Genomic DNA, 18,856 nt, shown 5'->3' on the forward strand with positions numbered 1-18,856 from the left:
GGGACGTCGAGCGGGAATGGTTCGACTATTTTTTCAGGTCACTGAGATTCCAGCACGCCGTCTGGCTGTCCGCGTTCTCCTTGGTGATCGGAATCAGCGTCGTGTATTCCGAACCCTTGATCGAGCCGGCCTTGGCGCCCGACGACAGCAGCCATTTGATCGTGCCGGCCATCTGCGCGGCCTGGGTCGGCACGTCGTAGCTCATGTTGAGATCGAACGCGCCGGACTTCACCAGTTCGCAGGCGCCCTTGCGCTCGCCGCCGCCGGAGGTCGCAACGAATACCTTGCCGGTCAGGCCGGCTTCCTTCACCGCGGCGGCGGTGCCGATGTCCATACCGTCCCAGAAGCCGACGATGCCGCAAAGATCAGGATTCTGCTTCAGCACCGTTTGGGTGATCGCCTTGGCCTTCGCGGCATCCCAGTCGGCCGCCTGGCTCGAGACCACCTTGATCTCCGGATGCTTGGCGAGCACGTTCTCGACGCCCTTGAGCGTGTAGGCGCTGGCGGCCGCCGAGAGCGCGCCCTGCACGATCGCGATCTTGTTCGACTTGCCCTGGCAGGCCTTCACCACGGCTTCGGTGTCGCGCTCGCCGATCTCGATCCAGTTGGCGCCGACAAAGGCCGACGAGCGATAGGCCGATCCCATGTTGATCTGGATGACGTAGATGCCTTCGTTCTCGGCGCGCTGCAGCAACTTGGCGTAGGTCTGCACGTCCGGATTGTGGATCACCATCACGGCGGGCTTCTCCGAGATCAGCGAGGTCACTGCCTGCGCGCCGGCATTGGTGTTCCAGTTGGGATCGCGGATCTCGAACTTCACGCCGAAGGGCTCGAGCTCCTTCTTCATGCCGGCGTACCAGCCTTCGGTGAGGTCGAAGTTCATGGCGACCGGAACGTAGGCCACCGTCTTGCCGGCGAGGGCTTCCCTGAACGGCTTCTGGAACGGCTCGTCCAGGCCCTGCTGGGCCAGAGCCGGGGCGGCGATGGCGGCAAGCCCAAGCGCCGCGGCGATCACCTTTGCAGTCCTGACAGCGTATTTCATTGCTTCCTCCTTGGTCGTGATTGAATGTTCTTGTGGCTTGGTTCAGATGTCGCCCTGCTGTGCCGTTTCTTCGTTGCGCGGATTCAGGAATGAATCCGTGATGACGGCGAGCAGCAGGACGACACCCTTGACGAGATTTTGTCCGGCGTAGGAAATGTCCATGATGGTCATGCCGTTCAGCATGGTGCCGATCAGCAGCGTGCCGATGATGACGTTGAGCACGCCGCCGCGGCCGCCCGACAGGCCGATGCCGCCGAGCACGACGACGAGGATGACGTCGTAGATCAGGGTCGAATTGAAGATGCGGGTCGGCATCGAGTTGACCGATGCCGCCATCACGAGGCCCGCGAAGCAGCCGATCAGCGCCGCGACGACGTATTGCAGCACGATGATCGGGCGCGAGGGGATGCCGGTGACGCGGGCGGCGTAGGGATTATCGCCGATCGCGTAGATATAGGCGCCCCAGCGCGTCTGGCGCAGCAGGAACGCGACCACGACGCAGGCGATCGCGAACATCACGATCGAGGTCGGAATGCCGAGGATGGTGCCTTGTCCGAGTCGCTCGAAGCCCTTCATGCCGTCGCTCCACTGCACGACGTCGAGCTGAAACAGCGCGGCCTGCCCGAGGCCGGCGAGCAGCAGGCCGGTCGCCAGCGTCGCAAACAGCGAAGGGACCTCGGCATAGGCGATCAGCCAGCCATTGACCAGGCCGAACGCGATCGTGAGCAGCACGGCCGTCACCAGCGCGGTCGGCAGCGAGTGGCCGTTCTGCACCATCTGCAGCACGAGCCCCGGCGGCACCGCGAGCGCTGCGATCAGGGAGATGTCGATGCCGCGCCCGATCACGACGATCGCCATCGCAAGCCCGAGGATGCCGAGCACCGCGACGTTCTGCAGCAGCGTCAGCATGTTCTCCGGCGTCAGGAAGCCGCGCAGGAAGATCGAGAACGCCAGGAACAGCACGGCAAAGACGGCGAAGACGATCTCCTGTTGATTGAACCGCAATCGCTTCATTGCCTCGTCCTTCCTGCGGCTATGGGTGCGCCGTCTGCCTGGATCTCGTGCGGGAGCCGGTCGCGACGCGGCCGGGCCGCGTCCTGGCTGCGACCGCAGCGTCGACGAATGCGCCGACGGTGTTGATGTAGGCCTCGATCGAGGTGCCGCGTCTGCGGTACTTGGCGCGTTTGACGTACCAGTCCTGCAGCAGCGGTTTGATCAGCGAGGCCGTCAGCGTGACCTGGTCGATCGCGAAGACACCGCTGGCGACGCCCTGCTTGAGGACGCCGGCGATGATCTTCTCGGTCATCACCTCCATCTCGATGGCGCGCTGGCGCTCCGCCGGAGGAAACGATTTCGCTTCCATGAAGCAGAACACGAACCAGGGCTGCATCGCCTCGCTCATCCGGACATGGGTCGCGATGATCCAGTGCAGATGCTTGCGCGCATCATGCTTCACGTCCGCGGGCGGCGAGTTCAGGACCTCCGCCACCGTTTCGGCGACCTCGCCGAGGATCATCGACAGCAGCGTCGGCTTGCTGTCGAAATACGTATAAAGGCCGCCCATGCTGAGGCCGGAGGCCTCCGCGAGCTGGCGCAGCGTGGTGGCGTGAAAGCCGTGCTTGTTGGAAAGCGTGAGCGTGGCGCCGATGATGCGCGTGAGATTCGGAACGGCGAGATGGGTTTTCTGGACCCGGATGGAATCCCGATGACGTTCGAGGATGCGTGCGCAAAGCACGTCCATCGCGAACGCATTCGCCGTCCCCGGTCGCTGACGCGCGAGACCCACGTTGCCTCCCTGGCTATGCTCCCGGACCATTTCATTTTGTTGCTGGTCCGGGCTGGGGCTTTACGCCCTTGCGTAATTCCTAGCCCACGAAATGGCGCCCGGAAAAGGGGGATGATGAAATTTTCTGAGAGAGCGCTCGCTCGTTTTTTGGTCCGCAGCCGTGTTGCCCGGCCTGGGCGCGTCGTCGTTCCGGCCATCGTCGGGAACTTTTCGCGCTGAAAGCACAGCACAAATTCCAGGTAGTCTGGTCGGCCAGCACGCCGGTTAGACGGGCGTCACATTCCGATGATGGGCGTGTGGGAAGCTCAAGAGCGCAACGGCTTGCTGATTCGATGCGAAAATCTCACGTGACGTGCCCCCATTGCCAGGCCGGCTATCGCCGGATCGAACTGACGTCGAAAGGCGGCGCCGCGGGTGAGTTTCGCTGCCTGGTGTGCGACCACATCATCGAGCTGATGGATGGTTCGACCGACGTCGCCTTTCGGCTGACCGTGCAGCCGGGCAAGACGTCCTACGCCTACTAGCGTTTTCGGTTCGCGTGAAGGACACGTCTCAAACACAGGGTAGCAGCGCCGGTCGGTGGCGCCATGCTCAACGCTGCTGCGGCAGGTTGACCTCGCTCCTTCGCGCCTCCTGGCTGCGGCGCTCGGCTTCGCCGCCCGATCGGGACAGCATGCCGATCGCCACGATCGCTGCGGCAAAGCCGGCGGCGGCGCCGACGCCGAGGGCCCAGCGCGGGCCGAGGTGATCGGCGACCCAGCCGACGATCGGTGCGCCGATCGGCGTGCCGCCGAGCGCAACGCCGAGCCGCAGCGCCATCACCCGTCCGCGCATCGCCGGCTCGGTCGAGAGCTGCATCAGCGCGTTCGAGGTGTTGGTGACGGTCAGCGCGGCGACGCCGATCACGACCAGCGCCGCGGCAAACAGCCAATAGCTCGGCGCCAATGCGGCGAGCGTGCAGCCCAGCCCGAAGATCGCGGCACCCAGCATCAGCGAGCCGAAGCGCGGCTCCTCGCGGCTCGCTGCCAGCAGCGCGCCCGACATCGTTCCGAGCGCCATTATCGACGACAGCAGGCCGAAGCCGCGCGCATCGGTGTGGAACACGCCAACCGCCATGGTGGAGATGAAGATCGGAAAGTTCAGTCCGAAGGTCCCGATCAGGAACAGCATGATCAGCGTCGCCCTGAGATCGGGCCGCGACCAGACATAGTGGAAGCCCTGCATCACGCTGCCCTTGGTGCGATGGGCGCGCGCGTTCGGGCGCAGCTCGGAGGTGCGCAGCAGGGTCAGCGAGGTCAGCACCGCCAGGAACGATGCGCCGTTGAACAGGAATGCCCAGCCGGTGCCGACGGAGGCGATAATCAGGCCGGCGACGGCGGGGCCGATCATGCGCGCGGCGTTGAACGAGGTCGAGTTCAGCGCGATCGCATTCGACAGATTGGTATCGCTGACCAGCTCGGCGACGAAGGTCTGCCGCACCGGGGCGTCGAGCGCCGCCGCGCAGCCGAACAGGAACGCGAAGGTGTAGACGTGCCAGAGCTGCACCAGCCCGGTGACGGTGAGAATGCCGAGGATGAGTGCGAGCGTACCCATCGTCGCCTGGGTCGCCATCAGCAGCTTGCGTTGGTTGAAATGATCGGCGGCAAAGCCGGTCCACGGCATCAATAATAGTTGTGGCCCGAATTGCAGCGCCATCACGATGCCGACGGCGGACGCGCTGTGATTTGTCAGCTGGGTGAGAACCAGCCAGTCCTGCGCCGCGCGCTGCAGCCAGGTGCCGATGTTGGATACCAGCGCGCCGGCCGCCCAGACCCGGTAGTTGAAGTTCGCGAGCGATCGAAATACGCGTCTCATGTTCTCTGAGGTTCATTCCCGCCGTGAAACCGCCCGAACCGCCGCGCCAGGAACAGGCCGATCAGAAGACCGCCGAGCCCGAGCGCTGCAACGTCGCTGGTGGTTCGCAAGCCAAAGTCGCCGACGCGGCAGACCAGAAGATATCCGACCGCGAGGTTGAAGAAGCCCCACACGATGTTGACGGTCGATGAGGACAGGCCTTCGCCGGGCGGTTTGGCGAACGGGCTCTGGAACGCTTCGCCCATCATGCCGGCGACGACGTGGGGGATCGCATTGGTGAGAAAGACGCCGCCGAAGAAATAGGCGACGAGATCAAGCCAGTTCATGCGCGTTGGTCCTTTCAACGAGATCGATGATCGCCTGCGTCGAGCCGGTTTCGCCAAGCCGCGGGAACACGTGCTCGATGCTGTATTCATGTGCGTGCGACCGCGCATCGGTCATGGCGTCGATTGCGAGCGTGACGTTGAAGCCCGCCTCATAGGCCTGTCTCGCCGTCGATTCGACGCCGCCCGCGGTGGCGACGCCGGCGATCACGACTTGCGTGACGCCGCGCGCTCTCAGCAGGCCTTCGAGGTCGGTGCTGGCAAATGCGCCTCGCGTTCGCTTGGTCACGACAATGTCGCCGGGCTGTCGGTCGAGCTCCGGAATGAGATCGGTCCATCCATCGGGAAGCGGGCCGCCAAATGGATTTCCAATTAGATTTCCATGGCGCGGCGCCTGCTCGGTTCGTCCCGGCGAGCTGCCGTCGACATTGACCAGCGCGACCGGCAGACCGTGCCGTCGGAACGCAGCGCCAAGCGCGGCGGCGCGAGCCACGATGTCGCCGATCGGGTGGGCGAAGGGCCAGCCCATGAGGCCGCTTTGTAGATCGATGACGATCAATGCGGTGATCGGATCGAGCGTCGTCAGGGCCATGGTCGTTACCTTTCTCGCAAGCTGTCGCAGTGCAGCCGGCTCAATCCTCGACCAGCCGCTTCAGCAAGCCGACGGCGGCGGCGAGTTCGTCCTGCTCCCGCGCCGACAGCCGCGCGGCGATGGTGCGCGACAGCCAGTCCTGCCGTGCGGCGCGGCCGGTGCGCAGCCGCTCGCGGCAGCTATCGGTGAGCGACATGATGGTCTGCCGGCCGTCGTCCGGATCCGGCACGCCGCGGACCAGGCCGGCGGCCTCGAGCGCCGATATCGCCGAACTCATCGACTGCGGACGCATGCCCTCTGATCGCGCCAGGCTGGACACGGTCGCGGGGCCGTCCTTTTCGAGGCGAAGCAGCACCGCGACCTGGGAGGGCGGGAGGTCCTCGCGCTGACCCTGCTCGCGAAGCCGCCGCTTCAGCGTTCCAATCAACAGGCGAAGATCTTCGGCCAGCGCGGATGTGCGCGCCGAGCCGGGACGGGCCGGTACATTGCTCATGCCGGATCGGATAGCATATATGAAGGTAAACTGTAAAGATTATCTTCGCAGTTTATCTGCATACGTGTCCTGCTGCAGCCAGCCGACTGGTCTGACGCTGCTCGCGGCCGGATCGGCGCGGCACGCGGGGCGTCCGCGCGTGTGACGCCGGCCTCAGCGCGGAATGAAATGGATGGTGAGGGCTTCGAGCGCGTCAGCGCAATGGCGCGCGCTTACTCGGGCGCAGCGTCGCTGCTTGCCGCGGCCTCGTACATCTCGCGCGCGCGCCTGGTCACGGCCGCATAGCGCGCCGTCGCGCTGAGGCTCATCAGGCCGGCGCGCACCAGTCCGAGAATGGCGCGTCGGGAGTGGAACGGTCCGGTCTTGCTCGCGGCATATCCGCGCGGATAGAGCTGCAGGCGACCGGCGAGCGCTTCCTGCAACGCCATCTTCTGGGTTGCGCTCAGGCGCCGGCGCCGCGCGGGCTTGCTTGCTTCCGCCAGCATGCGCAGCTCGATGCCCGACGGTTTCCGTGGTGCGCCCTTCATTGTCAGCTCACATTCCGGCCGACTGGCGCGACCTTTCGCGAGGCCCGGCGCCCGGCCGGCATCGCCATGGACGCCGGCATGTGGCACATCATGGCTTGCGCTGTTGCTCATTCGTGAGACAGAACCGCATTTCGAGCAGCCGCGGCATCTGACGAAGGTCAGGACCGGTTGTGACGAAAGTCATATTCGTTTGCGACCGCTGCCGGCTTACGCCAGAGTGGGCTGCTCGCTGAGCTGATGGGCAACGCATGATCGATCTGAGCGCGGATTTGCTTGCGGCCGCAGAAGCCGACGTCATCGGTCTCGCCGTCATCGGCGCCGATCGAAGCATGCAGCGGAAGATCGGCCGGCTGGTCGAGTGGCTTCCCGCAACCGGCGTCGATTGCTGCGAGTGTGTGTTGCTGGTCGGCATGGAAGCCGAGCTGGCGGCACTTGCCAGCGGCCAGCGGGACATGATCGCGCTGGCCGGTGTGCGTGGCGCGTCGCCTGACATCACGCAGCCGATGACGGCGGTCGTGCTGTGGAACGGCGCGGGGGCGCATTACTTCGTCATCGCCATGCCGGATTTTGCCGGCCGTCAGGTCGAAACGCTGCTCGGCAGCGAGCGCCGCGCCCGGCGCCTGATGGAGCAGCAGCTCGAGGCGGCGAGCGCGGAGGTGCGCTTTGCCTCGCTGGCGCGGACGCGGCTGCGGCTGGCGCGCGATCTGCACGATACGCTGGTGCACTCGATCGTGGCGCTGCTGACCCAGATCCGGCTGATCCGGCATTATTTGTCGGCCGATCCCGCCCGTGTGGCGGACAGCCTCGCGACCGCTGAAGATGCGGCCGCGAGCGGCCTGAACCGCGCCCGCGAAGCCATCGACCGCCTGCGCACGCCCGACGACCTGAAGCTTGATCCCGATGTCGAGGGGCTGCTCAGCGACTTCGCCGCGCGCAGCGGTGTCAGGGTGTCGATCCAGATCGACGAAGCGGCGCGCTCCGGCCTGCGCGATTGCGGCCTGACGGTTCAGCGTATCCTCAGCGAGGCACTGCGCAACGTTCAGACGCATGCGCAGGCGCGCCGCGTCTCCTTTCACGCCTTCGACGAGCCGGCCGCGGTCGGCCGCAAGCTGATTGTCGAGATCCGCGATGACGGCCGCGGCTTCGATCCCGCGATCCCGACTCCAGGACATTTCGGATTGATTGGCATGGCCGAATTTGCTGAACTTGTCGGCGGCAGCTGCACGGTGGAGAGCGCGCCCGGGCAGGGAACGCTGGTCCGGATCTCGCTCCCCGTGGCGGTGCCGCCGGCAGCGTCCGCCGGCGTGCTGGCCGATTGAATTCGTTGCCGCGCATGCAACGCGTTTTCGAGAGGATGACGGAAAGCCCGTGAGCAGAATTGAGAAGATACGGGTGCTGATCGCCGAGGATCAGACGCTGATCAGGGAAGGTATCGCGACGCTGCTCGCCCAGCAGAACGACGATTTCGAGATCCTTCCCGGCGCGGCCGATGGCGAGCAGGCCATCGAATTCGCGCGGCGCTATCGGCCGGACGTCATCCTGATGGATCTGCAGATGCCGCGGGTCGACGGCATCGCCGCGACCCAGCGGATTCTCCGTGAATTGCCGCAGACCCATATCGTGGTGCTGACGACGTTCGAGACCAACGACCTGATCTTCGAGGCGGTGAGCGCAGGCGCCAAGGCGTATCTCTTGAAGGACGCCAGGATGGAGGAGATCGCCTCGACCATCCGCGCGGTCATCAACGGCCAGTCCGGGCTTTCGCCCGGCGTCGCCGCGCGCATCCTCGATGAGTTCAAGCGGCTGCGCGGCCCGCGCGTCTCGGCGAAGCTGCCGGTTCGCGATGGGCTGACGGCGCGGGAGAATGAAATTCTTACGCTGATCGTCGAGGGCAAGAGCAACACCGAGATCGGCGAGCAGCTGCATTTGGCCGAAGGAACCGTGAAGAACTATGTCAGCACGATTCTGGAGAAATGCCAGGTCAAGAACCGTACAGAACTCGCAATAAAGGCAATAACTTACTAGAAATAATTGGCCGTGATCGCACAACCACGCGGTTGATCCGGCTGAGATTGCTCGCCTTTCTCTGGGCCGCGCCCGCAAAATTGGCTATAGGGTTGTTTCGGATTTGCTTTTTGACACCGCAGGTCCGGATTGCGCGGCTACGAGTAAGCGGGAAATGACCATGAAGGGTATCGAGCGCCAGACCAAAGGTACGGACGGACCGGCGGACGCTGCGGCGGCCGGCAACGGCGTGGATCCGGCGGCGCATGGCATGGCGGCGATCGATCAGGTTCGTGACCTGCTGTTCGGCGGCGCGCAACGTTCGCTCGAGACCAACCTCTCGGGTCTGCGCGAGGAGATGCAGGCATCGCTCAAGCAGATGCAGGCGGACTTCACTAACGAGCTCACCGCGCTTTCTGCGCGGCTCTCCGACCTCGAGCGGGATACCGAGCAGAAGCGGCTCGACTCGCTGAAGGATGTCGGCGCGGCGATCACCCAGCTCGGCTCGGTCATCAGCGGATTGGGATCCGGCCGCACGGGCAAATAGCATGGCAGCTGCTGCCGGCCAGAACCGCGAGATCGAGCAGCTCAAGACATTGCTGTTTCAGCCCGAGGCGACGCGCCTGACGTCGCTGGAGGCCGACCTCGACTCGCTGCAGCGCTATGTCGGCAACGCCGACCGCCTGGAGACGGCAACCGCGGGCATCCTGGTCGAGGCGCTGGAGCGCGCCGAGGTCAACCGGCCGCGCGAGCTCGCCAGCGCGATTGCGCCGGTCGTGGTCTCGGCGATCCGCAGCGAGATCAAGAACTCGCGCGAGCAGATGATCGAGGCGCTCTATCCGATCGTCGGCCGTCTGGTCAGCGCCGCGGTGGCAAATTCGTTCAGGGAGCTGGTTGCCTCGCTCGAGCAGCGCATCAATGCGTTGACCTCGGCGCAATTGTGGGTCGGCCGCGTCAAGTCGCTGGTGACGGGACGCCCGATCAGCGAATTCGTGCTCGCCGATCAGCCGCCGCAGATCAACCGGCTCCTGATCATCGAACGCGGCAATGGCCGCCTGATCGCGGACTGGAAGCGCGATGCGACCGCCGACGAACGCGCCGACCTGCTCAGCGCGATGGTCGCGGCGATCCTGGAATTCTCCGTGCAGGCGCTCGCCGGCGAAGGCAATCTGCAGACGCTCGATTTCGGCGGACGGCAGCTCGCGCTGCGCGCCTCGCCCCGCTTCATCCTGGCGGCGGAGTGCCTGGGACCGCTGCGGCCCGCCGACAACGCCAGGATCAACTCGTTGTTCTTCGATGCGATCGAGCGCATCGACCGCGGTGCGGATTGCGACGGGCCGATGCTGGCGTCGCTGGCAGCCGCGATCGAGACCGACGATACGCCACGGCGAATCGCGAGCCGGCGCGGCAAGGTGATCCTTTTCGCCTTGCTCGCGGCATTGGCCGCGCTGCTGCTCTGGCTTGCCGCGACATCGGTGACGCGCGGCCTGTTGGAGCGGCGGACCCAGGCGGCGCTGGAACAGCTCGCCGCAAAGCAGCCGTTGCTGGCCTCGTTCCCGCTGCGGCTCGACTTCGATCACGGCAGCCGAAGCGTGGCCGTTTCAGGCATCGAGCCGAGCCAGCTGGAAACCGCGCCGTTGATCGATGCGCTCGCCGCGGCCGCGGCACCGTACAAGATCGTCAACCACATCGGTCTGGTGTCCGCACCGGAACAAGTCGCGGCATCGCAGGCCGGCATCGCGGGCCTGCAGCAGAGCCTGACGCGCCTGCAGGCGAGCCTCGACCAGATGCGCGAGGCGATCGGTGCGCAGGCGAAGTCGGGCGACCAGAAATATGCCGCCCTGACCGAGCAATATGACAGGCTCGGCGAGCAGTATGCCAAATTGGCCGAGCAATATTCGAAGCTGCAAGCCGTCGCCGACGGTCCGGCGGCGCGGCTCGACCGCTTCATCGCCACCACCGCGATCTTCTTCGCGAACAATTCAGACGAAGTCCTCGACAACGACCAGGCCGAGCAGCAGCTGCGCGAACTCGCCGGACTAATGGCGAACAACGATCTCAGGCTGCGCATCGTCGGCTATGCCGATCAGAGCGGCACGGAAGGCACCAACCGGACGCTGGCGCGCAAGCGGGCCGAGCAGGTCCAGCGCAGGCTGACCGCGCTGGGGATCGATCCGTCGCGGCTGATTTTGGTTTCGCGCGCGGCGACGATGCCGATCACCGACCGGGTCGACGCCACCGTCGGCGGCAACCGCCGCGTGGCGTTCGAGACGGTCTATCGAGGCGAAGTGGCCCGCTGATGCTCACCGCGAAAGTCATGCTGCTCGGCGATATGGGGGTCGGCAAGACGTCGATCCTCTATCGGCTGATCTACAACCGGTTCGAGGGCCAGTACAAATCGACGCTGGGCGTCGAGATCCTGAGCCACGACGTGGCGTCGGCGGATGGCAGCGATCCGATGCGCCTCGTGCTGTGGGACACCGACGGCGATTTCGGCACGCAGATCTTCGACACGGTCTATGTCACCGGCGCATCCGCCGCCATCATCGTGTCCGACGTCACGCGGCCGCAGACGGTGACCCGCATGGTCGAACTGGTCCGCGGCTTCGAGGAGCGCTTCCCCGGCCGGCCCTACCGGGCGCTGCTGAACAAGATCGACTTGCCGGAAGCCGCGGGCAGCGCGGGCGCGATTGCCGGGCTTGCGAAGTCGAGCGTCAAGTCGGTCAGCGCCAAGACCGGCGTCGGCATTGCCGAGAGCTTTATCGAACTCGCCCAGACCATCCGCCGCCGCCAGCTCTAGTTAGCGACAACGCGCACACGTCTGTGTCAGCCGTCCCGACTTCTCGGGGCTGGCGAATCGGGCCGGGACGGCTGACTTCATCGCACGTGGGGCGTACGATGAAAGGCTCTCGCGCGGCCGCAGAAAGCCGCACGCTTTCCCCGCCGACAGCACCACGCCGTCCCACACTCCGATAGTGACGATGGTCATCTTCCGCTCGGCCAATGGCCTGCCTATCGTCCGCCCCGTCACTGGAAACAGCCACGGGACGAACGGTGTCTCGGGCGCACGGAGCGAGAGATCATGAGCATTTTTGGCAGCATCATGGGGGCAATCTTCGGCCACGGCGCCCAGGCCAAAACCGCTGAGAGCACGACGACGGCCGCGCCCGGCGCAGCGCCATCGACATCGACATCGACGTCTGCATCTGCTGCGCCCGGCACGGCGGCGCCACAAACCGTCGACGTCGCCGCGATCGTCGACAAGGCGGCCGCGGCGACCGGCGAGAAGCTCGACTGGCGCAGCTCGATCGTCGACCTGATGAAGGCGCTCGGCCTCGACAGCAGTCTTGCGGCGCGCAAGGAGCTCGCGAAGGAGCTGCACTACACCGGCGATACCAGCAACACCGCCACCATGAATGTCTGGCTGCATCAGCAGGTGATGGCCAAGCTCGCCGCCAATGGCGGCAAGCTGCCGGACGACATCAAGACCTGACGTCCCGCCTCGAGCCGTGCGCGGCGCTCGCGCCCGCACGGCTCCGAACGATGTGTATTGCGTGAGGAGCAGTTGCGATGACCTCATCTCATCCTGCCATCCTGAACAGGCCGCGCGCTGGTGTGGTGCGGTCCGCCGTATTGGTCGGCGCGGCACTCGGATCCGTCGCGCTGGCGCTCGGCATCGATATCGCCATCGCCCGCGCGGATTATTCCGGCGACGAACCGCGGCCGGAAAATGCGAATGTGCAGCGCGCTACGCAGAACCCGCCGCCGGCGCGGGTCATCCTGCCGGCGCCGTGGGAGCAGGCCGCGCCTGCGCAGCCGGTCGCGGCACCCGCGAAGCCGGCCGATCGCAAATAATCCTTCGCCCCCCTTGGAGCGGTCGGCGACCCGGTCGCCGGGCCGTGCCACGGCATTCATTTGGAAAACAGGAGATCACATGCTGAAGGAATTCAGGGAATTCGCCATGAAGGGCAACGTCGTCGATCTCGCCGTCGGCGTGATCATCGGCGCGGCATTCGGCGCGATCGTCTCGTCGATGGTGGCCGATGTCATCATGCCGATCATCGGCGCGGTCAGCGGCGGGCTCGACTTCTCCAACTATTTCACCGCGCTGTCGAAATCGGTGACGGCGACCAACTTGGCCGATGCCAAGAAGCAGGGCGCCGTGCTGGCCTGGGGCAACTTCCTGACGCTGACGCTCAACTTCCTGATCGTCGCCTTCGTGCTGTTCATCGTGGTCCGCCTCATGAACCAGCTCAAGCGCGAAGCGCCCGCGGCGCCGGCCGAACCGCCGAAGCCGACCAAGGATCAGGAGCTGCTCACCGAGATCCGCGATCTCCTCAAGTCGCGCGCGTAGCAATCGCTGCGAATGCCACTGCGTACAGCCCCCAGCTCTGGAGCCTAGCCATGCCAGATCAGGTCAAGCTGCCCCGAAAATTGTCGCAAGAGCCCGGCGGTGCAGAGCCGCTACGGCCGAGCCACCGGCGGGTCATCGAGGAACTCGATCGCTGGGCCAACAGTCCCGGCCTGCAGCCGCCGAGCGATGAAGAAAAGCCGGACGACGACAAGCGCTAGACGGCCGTGACCTCGCATGGCCGGATCGCGGCCGTTTCGGTCAAGCCCGCCGGGCCGTCGCGATCAGCGCGGTCGACGGAATCGCGAAGCTGTCGCCGACCCGCCTGCGCTCGATCTCGGCGCGGAAGGCGCGCGCGACTGCGGCGCTCTGGTCTGTATCGAGCCCGCTCCAATGCGGCATGAACTCGAACAATTTGTCGACGTCACCGGGATTGGCGACATTGAGTTTGAAGTCGTGGGTGATCTCGGTGACGACAGGATCGGAGAAGCCGGCGGCGACGAGCGCAGCGGCGAGGCGGCCGGGGTCGGCGAGCTCGGCGAGGCCCGTGCAGGGCATCGGCGTGACATTGTCGGGATAGAGCCGCCGGATGATCTGCGAGAGCAAGAGATGCACGGCGGCACCGTCGGCGCTCTTCCAGACCGCAATCGCCGCCGATCCGCCCGGTCGCGTCACCCGTGCCATCTCGCACAGGCCGGCGCGCCAGTCCGGAAACAGCATCACGCCGAACACCGACACTGCCGCGTCGAAGGCGGCATCCGGCAGGTCGAGCGCCTGGCCGTCCATCTGGCGCGCCTCGATATTTGGAAGCCCATGCGCACGGACCCGTGCCACCATGCCGGCGGAAAAGTCGACCGCGGTGACGTCAGCGCCGGTGCGGGCGGCGGCAAGTGCCGCGGCGCCCGTGCCGGTGGCGACGTCGATCACCCTGGATGACGGGTCGATCGGAAGCGTTGCGACCGCGGCGTCGGCGAACAGCGTCGTGAACGGCTGCGACTGCGCCTCATAGGCGGCGACCATTTTGTCCCAGTGCGCGGGATCGTTGTACGGCAGAGGTTTCGCCTGCTCACTTGACTGCATGAATCTGGTCCTCGAGATTTTGTTTGTGTTTGGCGAGCCGGCGCTTGAAATCCTTCGCGAGCGCATCGAGCGTCACCGCGCCGAGCCGCTTCAGGAACAGCGCCTCGACCTCGCGAAACGTGTCTCCGAGCGCGTCGTTGACGGCCTGTTCGACCAGGCAGCCGGGATTTTCCGAGCGATGGCCCATCGCAACGATCGTGGGCGCGCCGACCGCGCGATAGATGTCCGCGAGCGTGATGTCGGCCGGATCGCGCGCCAGCGTCCAGCCGCCGCCATGGCCCTTCTCCGAATGCACCAGACCCTGCTCGCGCAGCCCCGCCATCACGCGGCGTACCACCACCGGGTTGGTGGCCATCGCCTGCGCAAGTTGCTCCGACGTCACCGGCTCGCCTGCCCCGATCATGTGGAGCAGGCCATGCAGGACACTGGACAGGCGGCTATCGCGGATCATGTAACGTCATATGTTACATGAAGCGGCGGCCGTCAAGGGGGCGATGGCGGGCTCCTGGTCGCCCTCCTACCTCCCCTTGAAAAGGGGAGGTAGCTTTGCTCGTCAGAGCAAAGCGGGTGGGGATCAGCTCGCTCCACTTGCAGCGTCGTCTGCGGCTGACCCCCATCCCGACCTTCCCCCTTTCAGGGGGAAGGAGAAGTGATCAAGGACCTGCACGTTGGCTTTGATTGTTTAACCGGGATTCGCGTGCCGGATTTCGCGGCGGCGCCCGTTTAATCCGCATCGGGGACTTTGGCAGGGGCGGTATCGTGGGCAGCGTGGCGGTCGATCGGATGTTGCGGGATGCGGTGGCGCATTATGGCGCGGGCCGCGCGGCGGAGGCCGGCACGCTGTGCGGCGACATCCTCACCGCCGATCCCGACCATGTTCCGGCGCTGCATCTGTCCGCCGTCATCGCTTTCGTGACCGATCGTGTCGCGGAAGGTGCTATGCTGCTGAACCGGGTCTTCAACCTCGATCCGGATCATGCACCGGCCTTCGCCACGCTCGGCGATGCGCTCGCCGTGAAGGGCGAGCACGAAGGCGCGGTGGCGGCGTTCGAGCGCGGCGTGACGCTGCGGCCGCAGGATGCCGGCCTGCACATCAAGCTCGGCGTCGCATTGTGCGATCTGTCGCGCTTCGATGAGGCCGAGACCGCGTTCCGCCGCGCGATCGCACTCGATGGCGGCCTGACGCGGGCGCGGTTCAACCTCGCCGTCGCGCTGGCCGGGCAGCAGCGGCCGGCCGAGGCGGAGCAGGCCTATCGCGAGGTGATCGCGCGCGATCCGGTCTACCGCGGCGTCTGGCTGAACCTCGGCAATGTGCTGAGCGATCAGAGAAGGCACGAAGCGGCCGCCACGGCCTATCGCCGCGGACTTGCCGCGGATCCCGACAATGCCGGACTGCATTGCGGCCTTGGCGCGGCGCTCTGTCGCCAGGGCTTGCTGGAGGACGCAATCCTGCACTACCGCCGCGCGATTGCACTCGATCCCGACAACATCGCGCCGCAGCGCCTGCTGGCGATGGTGCTGCACGAAGCGGGCGAGCGCGCGGAGGCCGTCCGCATCTATCGCCAGGTCTCGGCCCGCGACCCGTCCGATCACGTCATCCTCAACAATCTCGGCGCCTGCCTGTTCGAGCTCGGACAGCTCGACGACGCCATCGCCTGCGCCGAGCTCGCGCTGGCGCTGAAGCCGGACTACGCCGCCGCGCACACCAATCTCGGGATCATCTTCGAGGCGCAGAACCTGGTCGAGGCCGCGGTCGCCGCGCATCGGCGCGCCGTCGAGCTCGAGCCGCTCTATGCCAAGGGCCACGCCAACCTCGCGGTCGCGCTGCGCAATGCCGGCGAGATCGATGCGGCGCTGGTGGCCTCGCGCCGGGCGATTGCACTCGATCCCGAGCAGCCGCTCGCGCACTACAACCACGCGCATTTCCTCCTGATGAACGGCGAGTTCGAGGAGGGCTTCGAGGAGTATCAATGGCGCCGCAAGACCAAGATGCTCAGCGACGGCGATCCCGTGTTCGACGAGCCGGAATGGCAGGGCGAGCCGCTCGCCGGACGCACGCTGCTGCTGTTTGCCGAATATGGACTCGGCGACGCCATCAATTTCGTCCGCTACGTGCCGATGCTGGCGGGCAGGGGCGGCCGGATCATTCTGCAGGTGCAGCCGGCGCTGGTCGCGCTGCTGCGGCCGATGCTGCCTGATGTCGCGGTGTTCGCGCGCGGCGAGCCGCTGCCGCCGTTCGATCTGCAACTGCCGCTGCTCAGTCTGCCGCGGATCTTCCGCACCACCGTCGAGACCATTCCCGCACCGATATCCTATCTGCGGGCGGATGCCGGCAAGCTCGCGCGCTGGCGCGAGGCGCTCGCCGGCGTGACCGCGCTGAAGGTCGGCGTGGTCTGGGCCGGCAATCCCAAGCACAAGGGCGACCGCCAGCGCTCGCTGCCGGCGGACGCCGTGCTGCCGCGGCTGGTCACATCGGGCGTGCAGCTCTACGGTCTGCAGAAGGAGCCGCGGCCGGACGATGCGCCGGTGCTGCGGCGTCTTGGCGCAGGTATCGTCGACCTCGCGCCGACGCTCGGCGATTTCGCCGACACCGCGGCGGCCGTCTGCGCGCTCGATCTCGTCATCGCCGTCGACACATCGGTGGCGCATCTCGCCGGCGCGCTTGGCCGCCCGGTCTGGATGTTGTGTCCCTATGCGCTCGACTGGCGCTGGCTGCGCGATCGCGCCGACACACCCTGGTATCCGACCATGCGGCTGTTCCGCCAGGACAGACCGCAGGCCTGGGATCGCGCGCTGGCGCGCGTGACGGACGAACTCGCGCGGCTCGCCGGCGGCGAGCGCGAGTTGCTGTTGCCGGCACGTTTAGCGCGTTGACCGGCCATCACCCCGCACTCATCCCCTGCGCGCCGCCGAGCAGCTTCACGTTGAGCCGGCCGCCGTCGAACAGCATCTCGTTCAGCGCTGCGTCGATGTCGTCAGCAGTGACATCCCGGCCTCCCCCGCGGGCGATGCTGGCCTGAGCGATGCGGCGCATCAGCTCCTTGATGAATGCGGCGCTGACCCCGGCGGTGCGCTGCACCGCTGCGTCAACCACGGGCGGTTCGAGCGGCAGGCCCTTGCCGTACAGTCGGATCAGCTTGCCGCGCCCGGTCTCGTCGGGCACCGGCACCTCGATGGCCTGGTCGATGCGGCCGGGCCGGCCGGCCAGCGCGCCTTCCAGCTCCTCGGGCCGGTTGGTGGTCAGGACGAACAGGATGTCGCAGTCCTCCTTCAGGCCGTCCATCTCGTTGAGCAGCTTGTTGAGCAGCGATTCCTCGCACGGTCCGCCCATGTCCTCGCGGTCGCGTGCGATCAGGTCGACGTCCTCGATCACGACCATGGTCGGCTGCAGCAGTCGCGCGAGGCTCATATAGGCGCCGAGCAGGCCGACCTGCTCGGCGGTGATGATCAGTGTGGTGTGATCCGGCAGGTTGGTGGCGAGATAGCGAATGGTGTGGGTCTTGCCGGTTCCGGGCGGGCCGTAGAGCAGGATGCCCTTGCGGGTCGACTGCCCGAGCTTGCGCAACAGATCGCGGCTTTCGACGAAGTCGAGCACGTTGCGGTCGAGCAGCCGCAGCGTCCGGTCCGGCAGGATCACGTCATCGCGCGCGACCGTCGGCAGGCGATGCACGGTCACGCCGCGCGCGCGGCCGCGATAGTCGGCGGCATCCTCCAGCGACAGGATCTTGCCGCGATAGGATCGTGCCGCGTGCACGGCCGCTTCCAGCTCGGCAAAGGTCCGCTGCACCAAGGCGTTTCCGGCGACGCCTGCGGGCACCGCGAGCTCGATCCGCAAGCCCGGCTCGGTCTGATAATCACGATGGTAGCTGAGCAGCACCGCGTAGCGCAGCTCTCCGGTTTGGCATAGCCACAAGCCATTGGTCAGGCATTTCACCGACTCAGGCTCGCCAACGTCGACGTCGTGATACTGCGGCGGCGCGATCGGCGGCGCGTTGCGGCTGTTCTCCATCAGCGAGGCAATCGCGAGGGTCTCATAGCGGTGTTGCTCATGAATGCCGAAGAAATGGATCGGCACATCGAACAACTTGTCGATCGCGATCTGGACGTCCGCTCGCATGTGACCGGGAAATTGTCGCGACCGGGTCATGATCTGATTGCGCGGCGTCCCGGCAAAATGCCAATCGAGCGCCATGAAGGCATATCTGAACTCCTCGCTCGGTAGATTTTCTGAGCTTGCCCGCGCGGCGATCAGGCAGTTGCCGCACAGGCAGACTGTCCGGCGGATGAGAAACACGTCGGTGACGGGCTCCAGCGCGCCACAGAGATCGCACGGCCGGGCCGCGTCGGCGGCCGATGCGGTGATCAGCAATGGATGCCCGTTGTTGCGGATCAGCTGTTGGGCGGACTCCAGCAGTGCCTTGGCCACCGTCGCGGGATAGGGGCCGCATGCGAATCCGTTCTGGGCCTCGATTCGCGCAGTGACGGCAACAGCCTCTTTCCGGGACTTGCCGAATACCGTGCGCAGCAGGTTGCGCATGAATTCTATCGGTGTCTCGTCGTCATCATGGATGAAGAGCCTGACCGGGCCGTTCTCGGCAAAAACGTCGTGCATGAGACCCCCGAACGCAATTGGGAACAAAAGAACAAAATAAGAACATCACGGCGGCTACTGCGCGTCAAGCGAAAGATTCTGCGGTCTCATCCCTGACGTGTAGTGAGCCGATCGGCCGGGAACGCGCACTGGAAGTGTAAACGCGGCTCAACGCCTGTGACGATTGTGTTGCGGCAAATGCCAAGAGATGGC

22 protein-coding genes are annotated in these 18,856 nt (G+C 65.9%); 11 read left to right on the top strand and 11 right to left on the bottom strand.

What is annotated here, in order from left to right; all coding sequences use genetic code 11:
• Positions 1 to 25 precede the first annotated feature (25 nt).
• Genes J2R78_RS19705 through J2R78_RS19715 form a run of 3 tightly spaced genes read right to left on the bottom strand, consistent with a single transcriptional unit; the run spans position 26 to position 2,783 of the window.
• The gene (locus J2R78_RS19705) at positions 26 to 1,042 is read right to left on the bottom strand and encodes a sugar ABC transporter substrate-binding protein (RefSeq protein ID WP_028340412.1); all 1,017 of its coding nucleotides are present in this window, start codon (positions 1,040 to 1,042) and stop codon (positions 26 to 28) included.
• Positions 1,043 to 1,084: 42 nt separating this feature from the next.
• On the bottom strand, positions 1,085 to 2,056 hold the full coding sequence (locus tag J2R78_RS19710) for an ABC transporter permease (protein WP_253588656.1): 972 nt from the start codon (positions 2,054 to 2,056) through the stop codon (positions 1,085 to 1,087).
• Positions 2,057 to 2,075: 19 nt separating this feature from the next.
• A complete protein-coding gene (locus J2R78_RS19715) occupies positions 2,076 to 2,783 on the bottom strand; it encodes a TetR/AcrR family transcriptional regulator (RefSeq protein WP_253609865.1) in 708 nt (235 codons plus the stop codon).
• A 392-nt stretch (positions 2,784 to 3,175) separates the two neighbouring features.
• Between J2R78_RS19715 and J2R78_RS19720 the strand changes: the two genes are divergently transcribed.
• Positions 3,176 to 3,352 (top strand): MJ0042-type zinc finger domain-containing protein, encoded by a 177-nt coding sequence (locus J2R78_RS19720; RefSeq protein ID WP_253606281.1) that lies wholly within the window; start codon positions 3,176 to 3,178, stop codon positions 3,350 to 3,352.
• 67 nt (positions 3,353 to 3,419) lie between these two features.
• Here J2R78_RS19720 and J2R78_RS19725 read toward each other — a convergent pair whose 3' ends face one another.
• The 5 genes from J2R78_RS19725 to J2R78_RS19745 all read right to left on the bottom strand — a co-directional run bounded on the left by J2R78_RS19725 (position 3,420) and on the right by J2R78_RS19745 (position 6,617).
• On the bottom strand, positions 3,420 to 4,682 hold the full coding sequence (locus J2R78_RS19725) for an MFS transporter (RefSeq protein WP_253606283.1): 1,263 nt from the start codon (positions 4,680 to 4,682) through the stop codon (positions 3,420 to 3,422).
• Positions 4,679 to 5,008 (bottom strand): hypothetical protein, encoded by a 330-nt coding sequence (locus J2R78_RS19730; RefSeq protein ID WP_253588658.1) that lies wholly within the window; start codon positions 5,006 to 5,008, stop codon positions 4,679 to 4,681. Before J2R78_RS19730 ends, J2R78_RS19725 begins: the two co-directional genes overlap by 4 nt.
• The gene (locus J2R78_RS19735) at positions 4,995 to 5,597 is read right to left on the bottom strand and encodes an isochorismatase family protein (RefSeq protein ID WP_253606285.1); all 603 of its coding nucleotides are present in this window, start codon (positions 5,595 to 5,597) and stop codon (positions 4,995 to 4,997) included. The genes J2R78_RS19730 and J2R78_RS19735 overlap by 14 nt, the downstream gene beginning before the upstream one ends.
• A gap of 40 nt (positions 5,598 to 5,637) precedes the next feature.
• Positions 5,638 to 6,090, bottom strand: a complete 453-nt coding sequence (locus J2R78_RS19740) for a MarR family winged helix-turn-helix transcriptional regulator (protein WP_253606287.1) — start codon at positions 6,088 to 6,090, stop codon at positions 5,638 to 5,640.
• Between the two features lie 212 nt (positions 6,091 to 6,302).
• The gene (locus J2R78_RS19745; RefSeq protein WP_225161524.1) at positions 6,303 to 6,617 is read right to left on the bottom strand and encodes a hypothetical protein; all 315 of its coding nucleotides are present in this window, start codon (positions 6,615 to 6,617) and stop codon (positions 6,303 to 6,305) included.
• Between the two features lie 248 nt (positions 6,618 to 6,865).
• Between J2R78_RS19745 and J2R78_RS19750 the strand changes: the two genes are divergently transcribed.
• The 9 genes from J2R78_RS19750 to J2R78_RS19790 all read left to right on the top strand — a co-directional run bounded on the left by J2R78_RS19750 (position 6,866) and on the right by J2R78_RS19790 (position 13,193).
• Complete coding sequence (locus J2R78_RS19750) at positions 6,866 to 7,936, top strand: sensor histidine kinase (protein ID WP_253606289.1); 1,071 nt, start codon at positions 6,866 to 6,868, stop codon at positions 7,934 to 7,936.
• Between the two features lie 49 nt (positions 7,937 to 7,985).
• Positions 7,986 to 8,642, top strand: coding sequence for a response regulator transcription factor (locus J2R78_RS19755; protein ID WP_028335911.1), 657 nt, complete (start codon positions 7,986 to 7,988; stop codon positions 8,640 to 8,642).
• 160 nt (positions 8,643 to 8,802) lie between these two features.
• Positions 8,803 to 9,168 (top strand): hypothetical protein, encoded by a 366-nt coding sequence (locus tag J2R78_RS19760; RefSeq protein WP_233442850.1) that lies wholly within the window; start codon positions 8,803 to 8,805, stop codon positions 9,166 to 9,168.
• Between the two features lies 1 nt (position 9,169).
• Positions 9,170 to 10,921, top strand: coding sequence for an OmpA family protein (locus J2R78_RS19765; RefSeq protein WP_253606291.1), 1,752 nt, complete (start codon positions 9,170 to 9,172; stop codon positions 10,919 to 10,921).
• Positions 10,921 to 11,421 carry a GTP-binding protein gene (locus tag J2R78_RS19770; RefSeq protein WP_253606293.1) on the top strand — a complete coding sequence of 167 codons (501 nt, stop codon included), beginning with the start codon at positions 10,921 to 10,923 and terminating at the stop codon, positions 11,419 to 11,421. The genes J2R78_RS19765 and J2R78_RS19770 overlap by 1 nt, the downstream gene beginning before the upstream one ends.
• Positions 11,422 to 11,703: 282 nt before the next feature.
• Positions 11,704 to 12,114, top strand: a complete 411-nt coding sequence (locus J2R78_RS19775; RefSeq protein ID WP_253606295.1) for a DUF3597 domain-containing protein — start codon at positions 11,704 to 11,706, stop codon at positions 12,112 to 12,114.
• A gap of 77 nt (positions 12,115 to 12,191) precedes the next feature.
• Complete coding sequence (locus J2R78_RS19780) at positions 12,192 to 12,476, top strand: hypothetical protein (RefSeq protein ID WP_253606297.1); 285 nt, start codon at positions 12,192 to 12,194, stop codon at positions 12,474 to 12,476.
• A 79-nt stretch (positions 12,477 to 12,555) separates the two neighbouring features.
• Positions 12,556 to 12,975, top strand: coding sequence for a large conductance mechanosensitive channel protein MscL (gene mscL / locus J2R78_RS19785; RefSeq protein ID WP_057018930.1), 420 nt, complete (start codon positions 12,556 to 12,558; stop codon positions 12,973 to 12,975).
• A gap of 50 nt (positions 12,976 to 13,025) precedes the next feature.
• On the top strand, positions 13,026 to 13,193 hold the full coding sequence (locus tag J2R78_RS19790; RefSeq protein ID WP_168857300.1) for a hypothetical protein: 168 nt from the start codon (positions 13,026 to 13,028) through the stop codon (positions 13,191 to 13,193).
• 40 nt (positions 13,194 to 13,233) lie between these two features.
• Here J2R78_RS19790 and J2R78_RS19795 read toward each other — a convergent pair whose 3' ends face one another.
• A complete protein-coding gene (locus J2R78_RS19795) occupies positions 13,234 to 14,052 on the bottom strand; it encodes a class I SAM-dependent methyltransferase (RefSeq protein ID WP_253606299.1) in 819 nt (272 codons plus the stop codon).
• Positions 14,039 to 14,503, bottom strand: a complete 465-nt coding sequence (locus tag J2R78_RS19800; protein ID WP_253606301.1) for an Rrf2 family transcriptional regulator — start codon at positions 14,501 to 14,503, stop codon at positions 14,039 to 14,041. Before J2R78_RS19800 ends, J2R78_RS19795 begins: the two co-directional genes overlap by 14 nt.
• Before the next feature lie 332 nt (positions 14,504 to 14,835).
• On the opposite strand from J2R78_RS19800, the gene J2R78_RS19805 reads away from it, so the two are divergent.
• Positions 14,836 to 16,926: a tetratricopeptide repeat protein gene (locus J2R78_RS19805; RefSeq protein ID WP_253609866.1), complete on the top strand. Its 2,091-nt coding sequence runs from the start codon at positions 14,836 to 14,838 to the stop codon at positions 16,924 to 16,926.
• Between the two features lie 7 nt (positions 16,927 to 16,933).
• Here J2R78_RS19805 and J2R78_RS19810 read toward each other — a convergent pair whose 3' ends face one another.
• Entirely contained in the window at positions 16,934 to 18,664 is a 1,731-nt protein-coding gene (locus J2R78_RS19810) for an ATP-dependent Clp protease adaptor ClpS (protein WP_253606307.1), read from the bottom strand.
• Positions 18,665 to 18,856 lie beyond the last annotated feature (192 nt).

It is taken from the genome of Bradyrhizobium sp. USDA 4538 (assembly GCF_024171045.1).
Lineage (GTDB): Bacteria > Pseudomonadota > Alphaproteobacteria > Rhizobiales > Xanthobacteraceae > Bradyrhizobium > Bradyrhizobium australafricanum.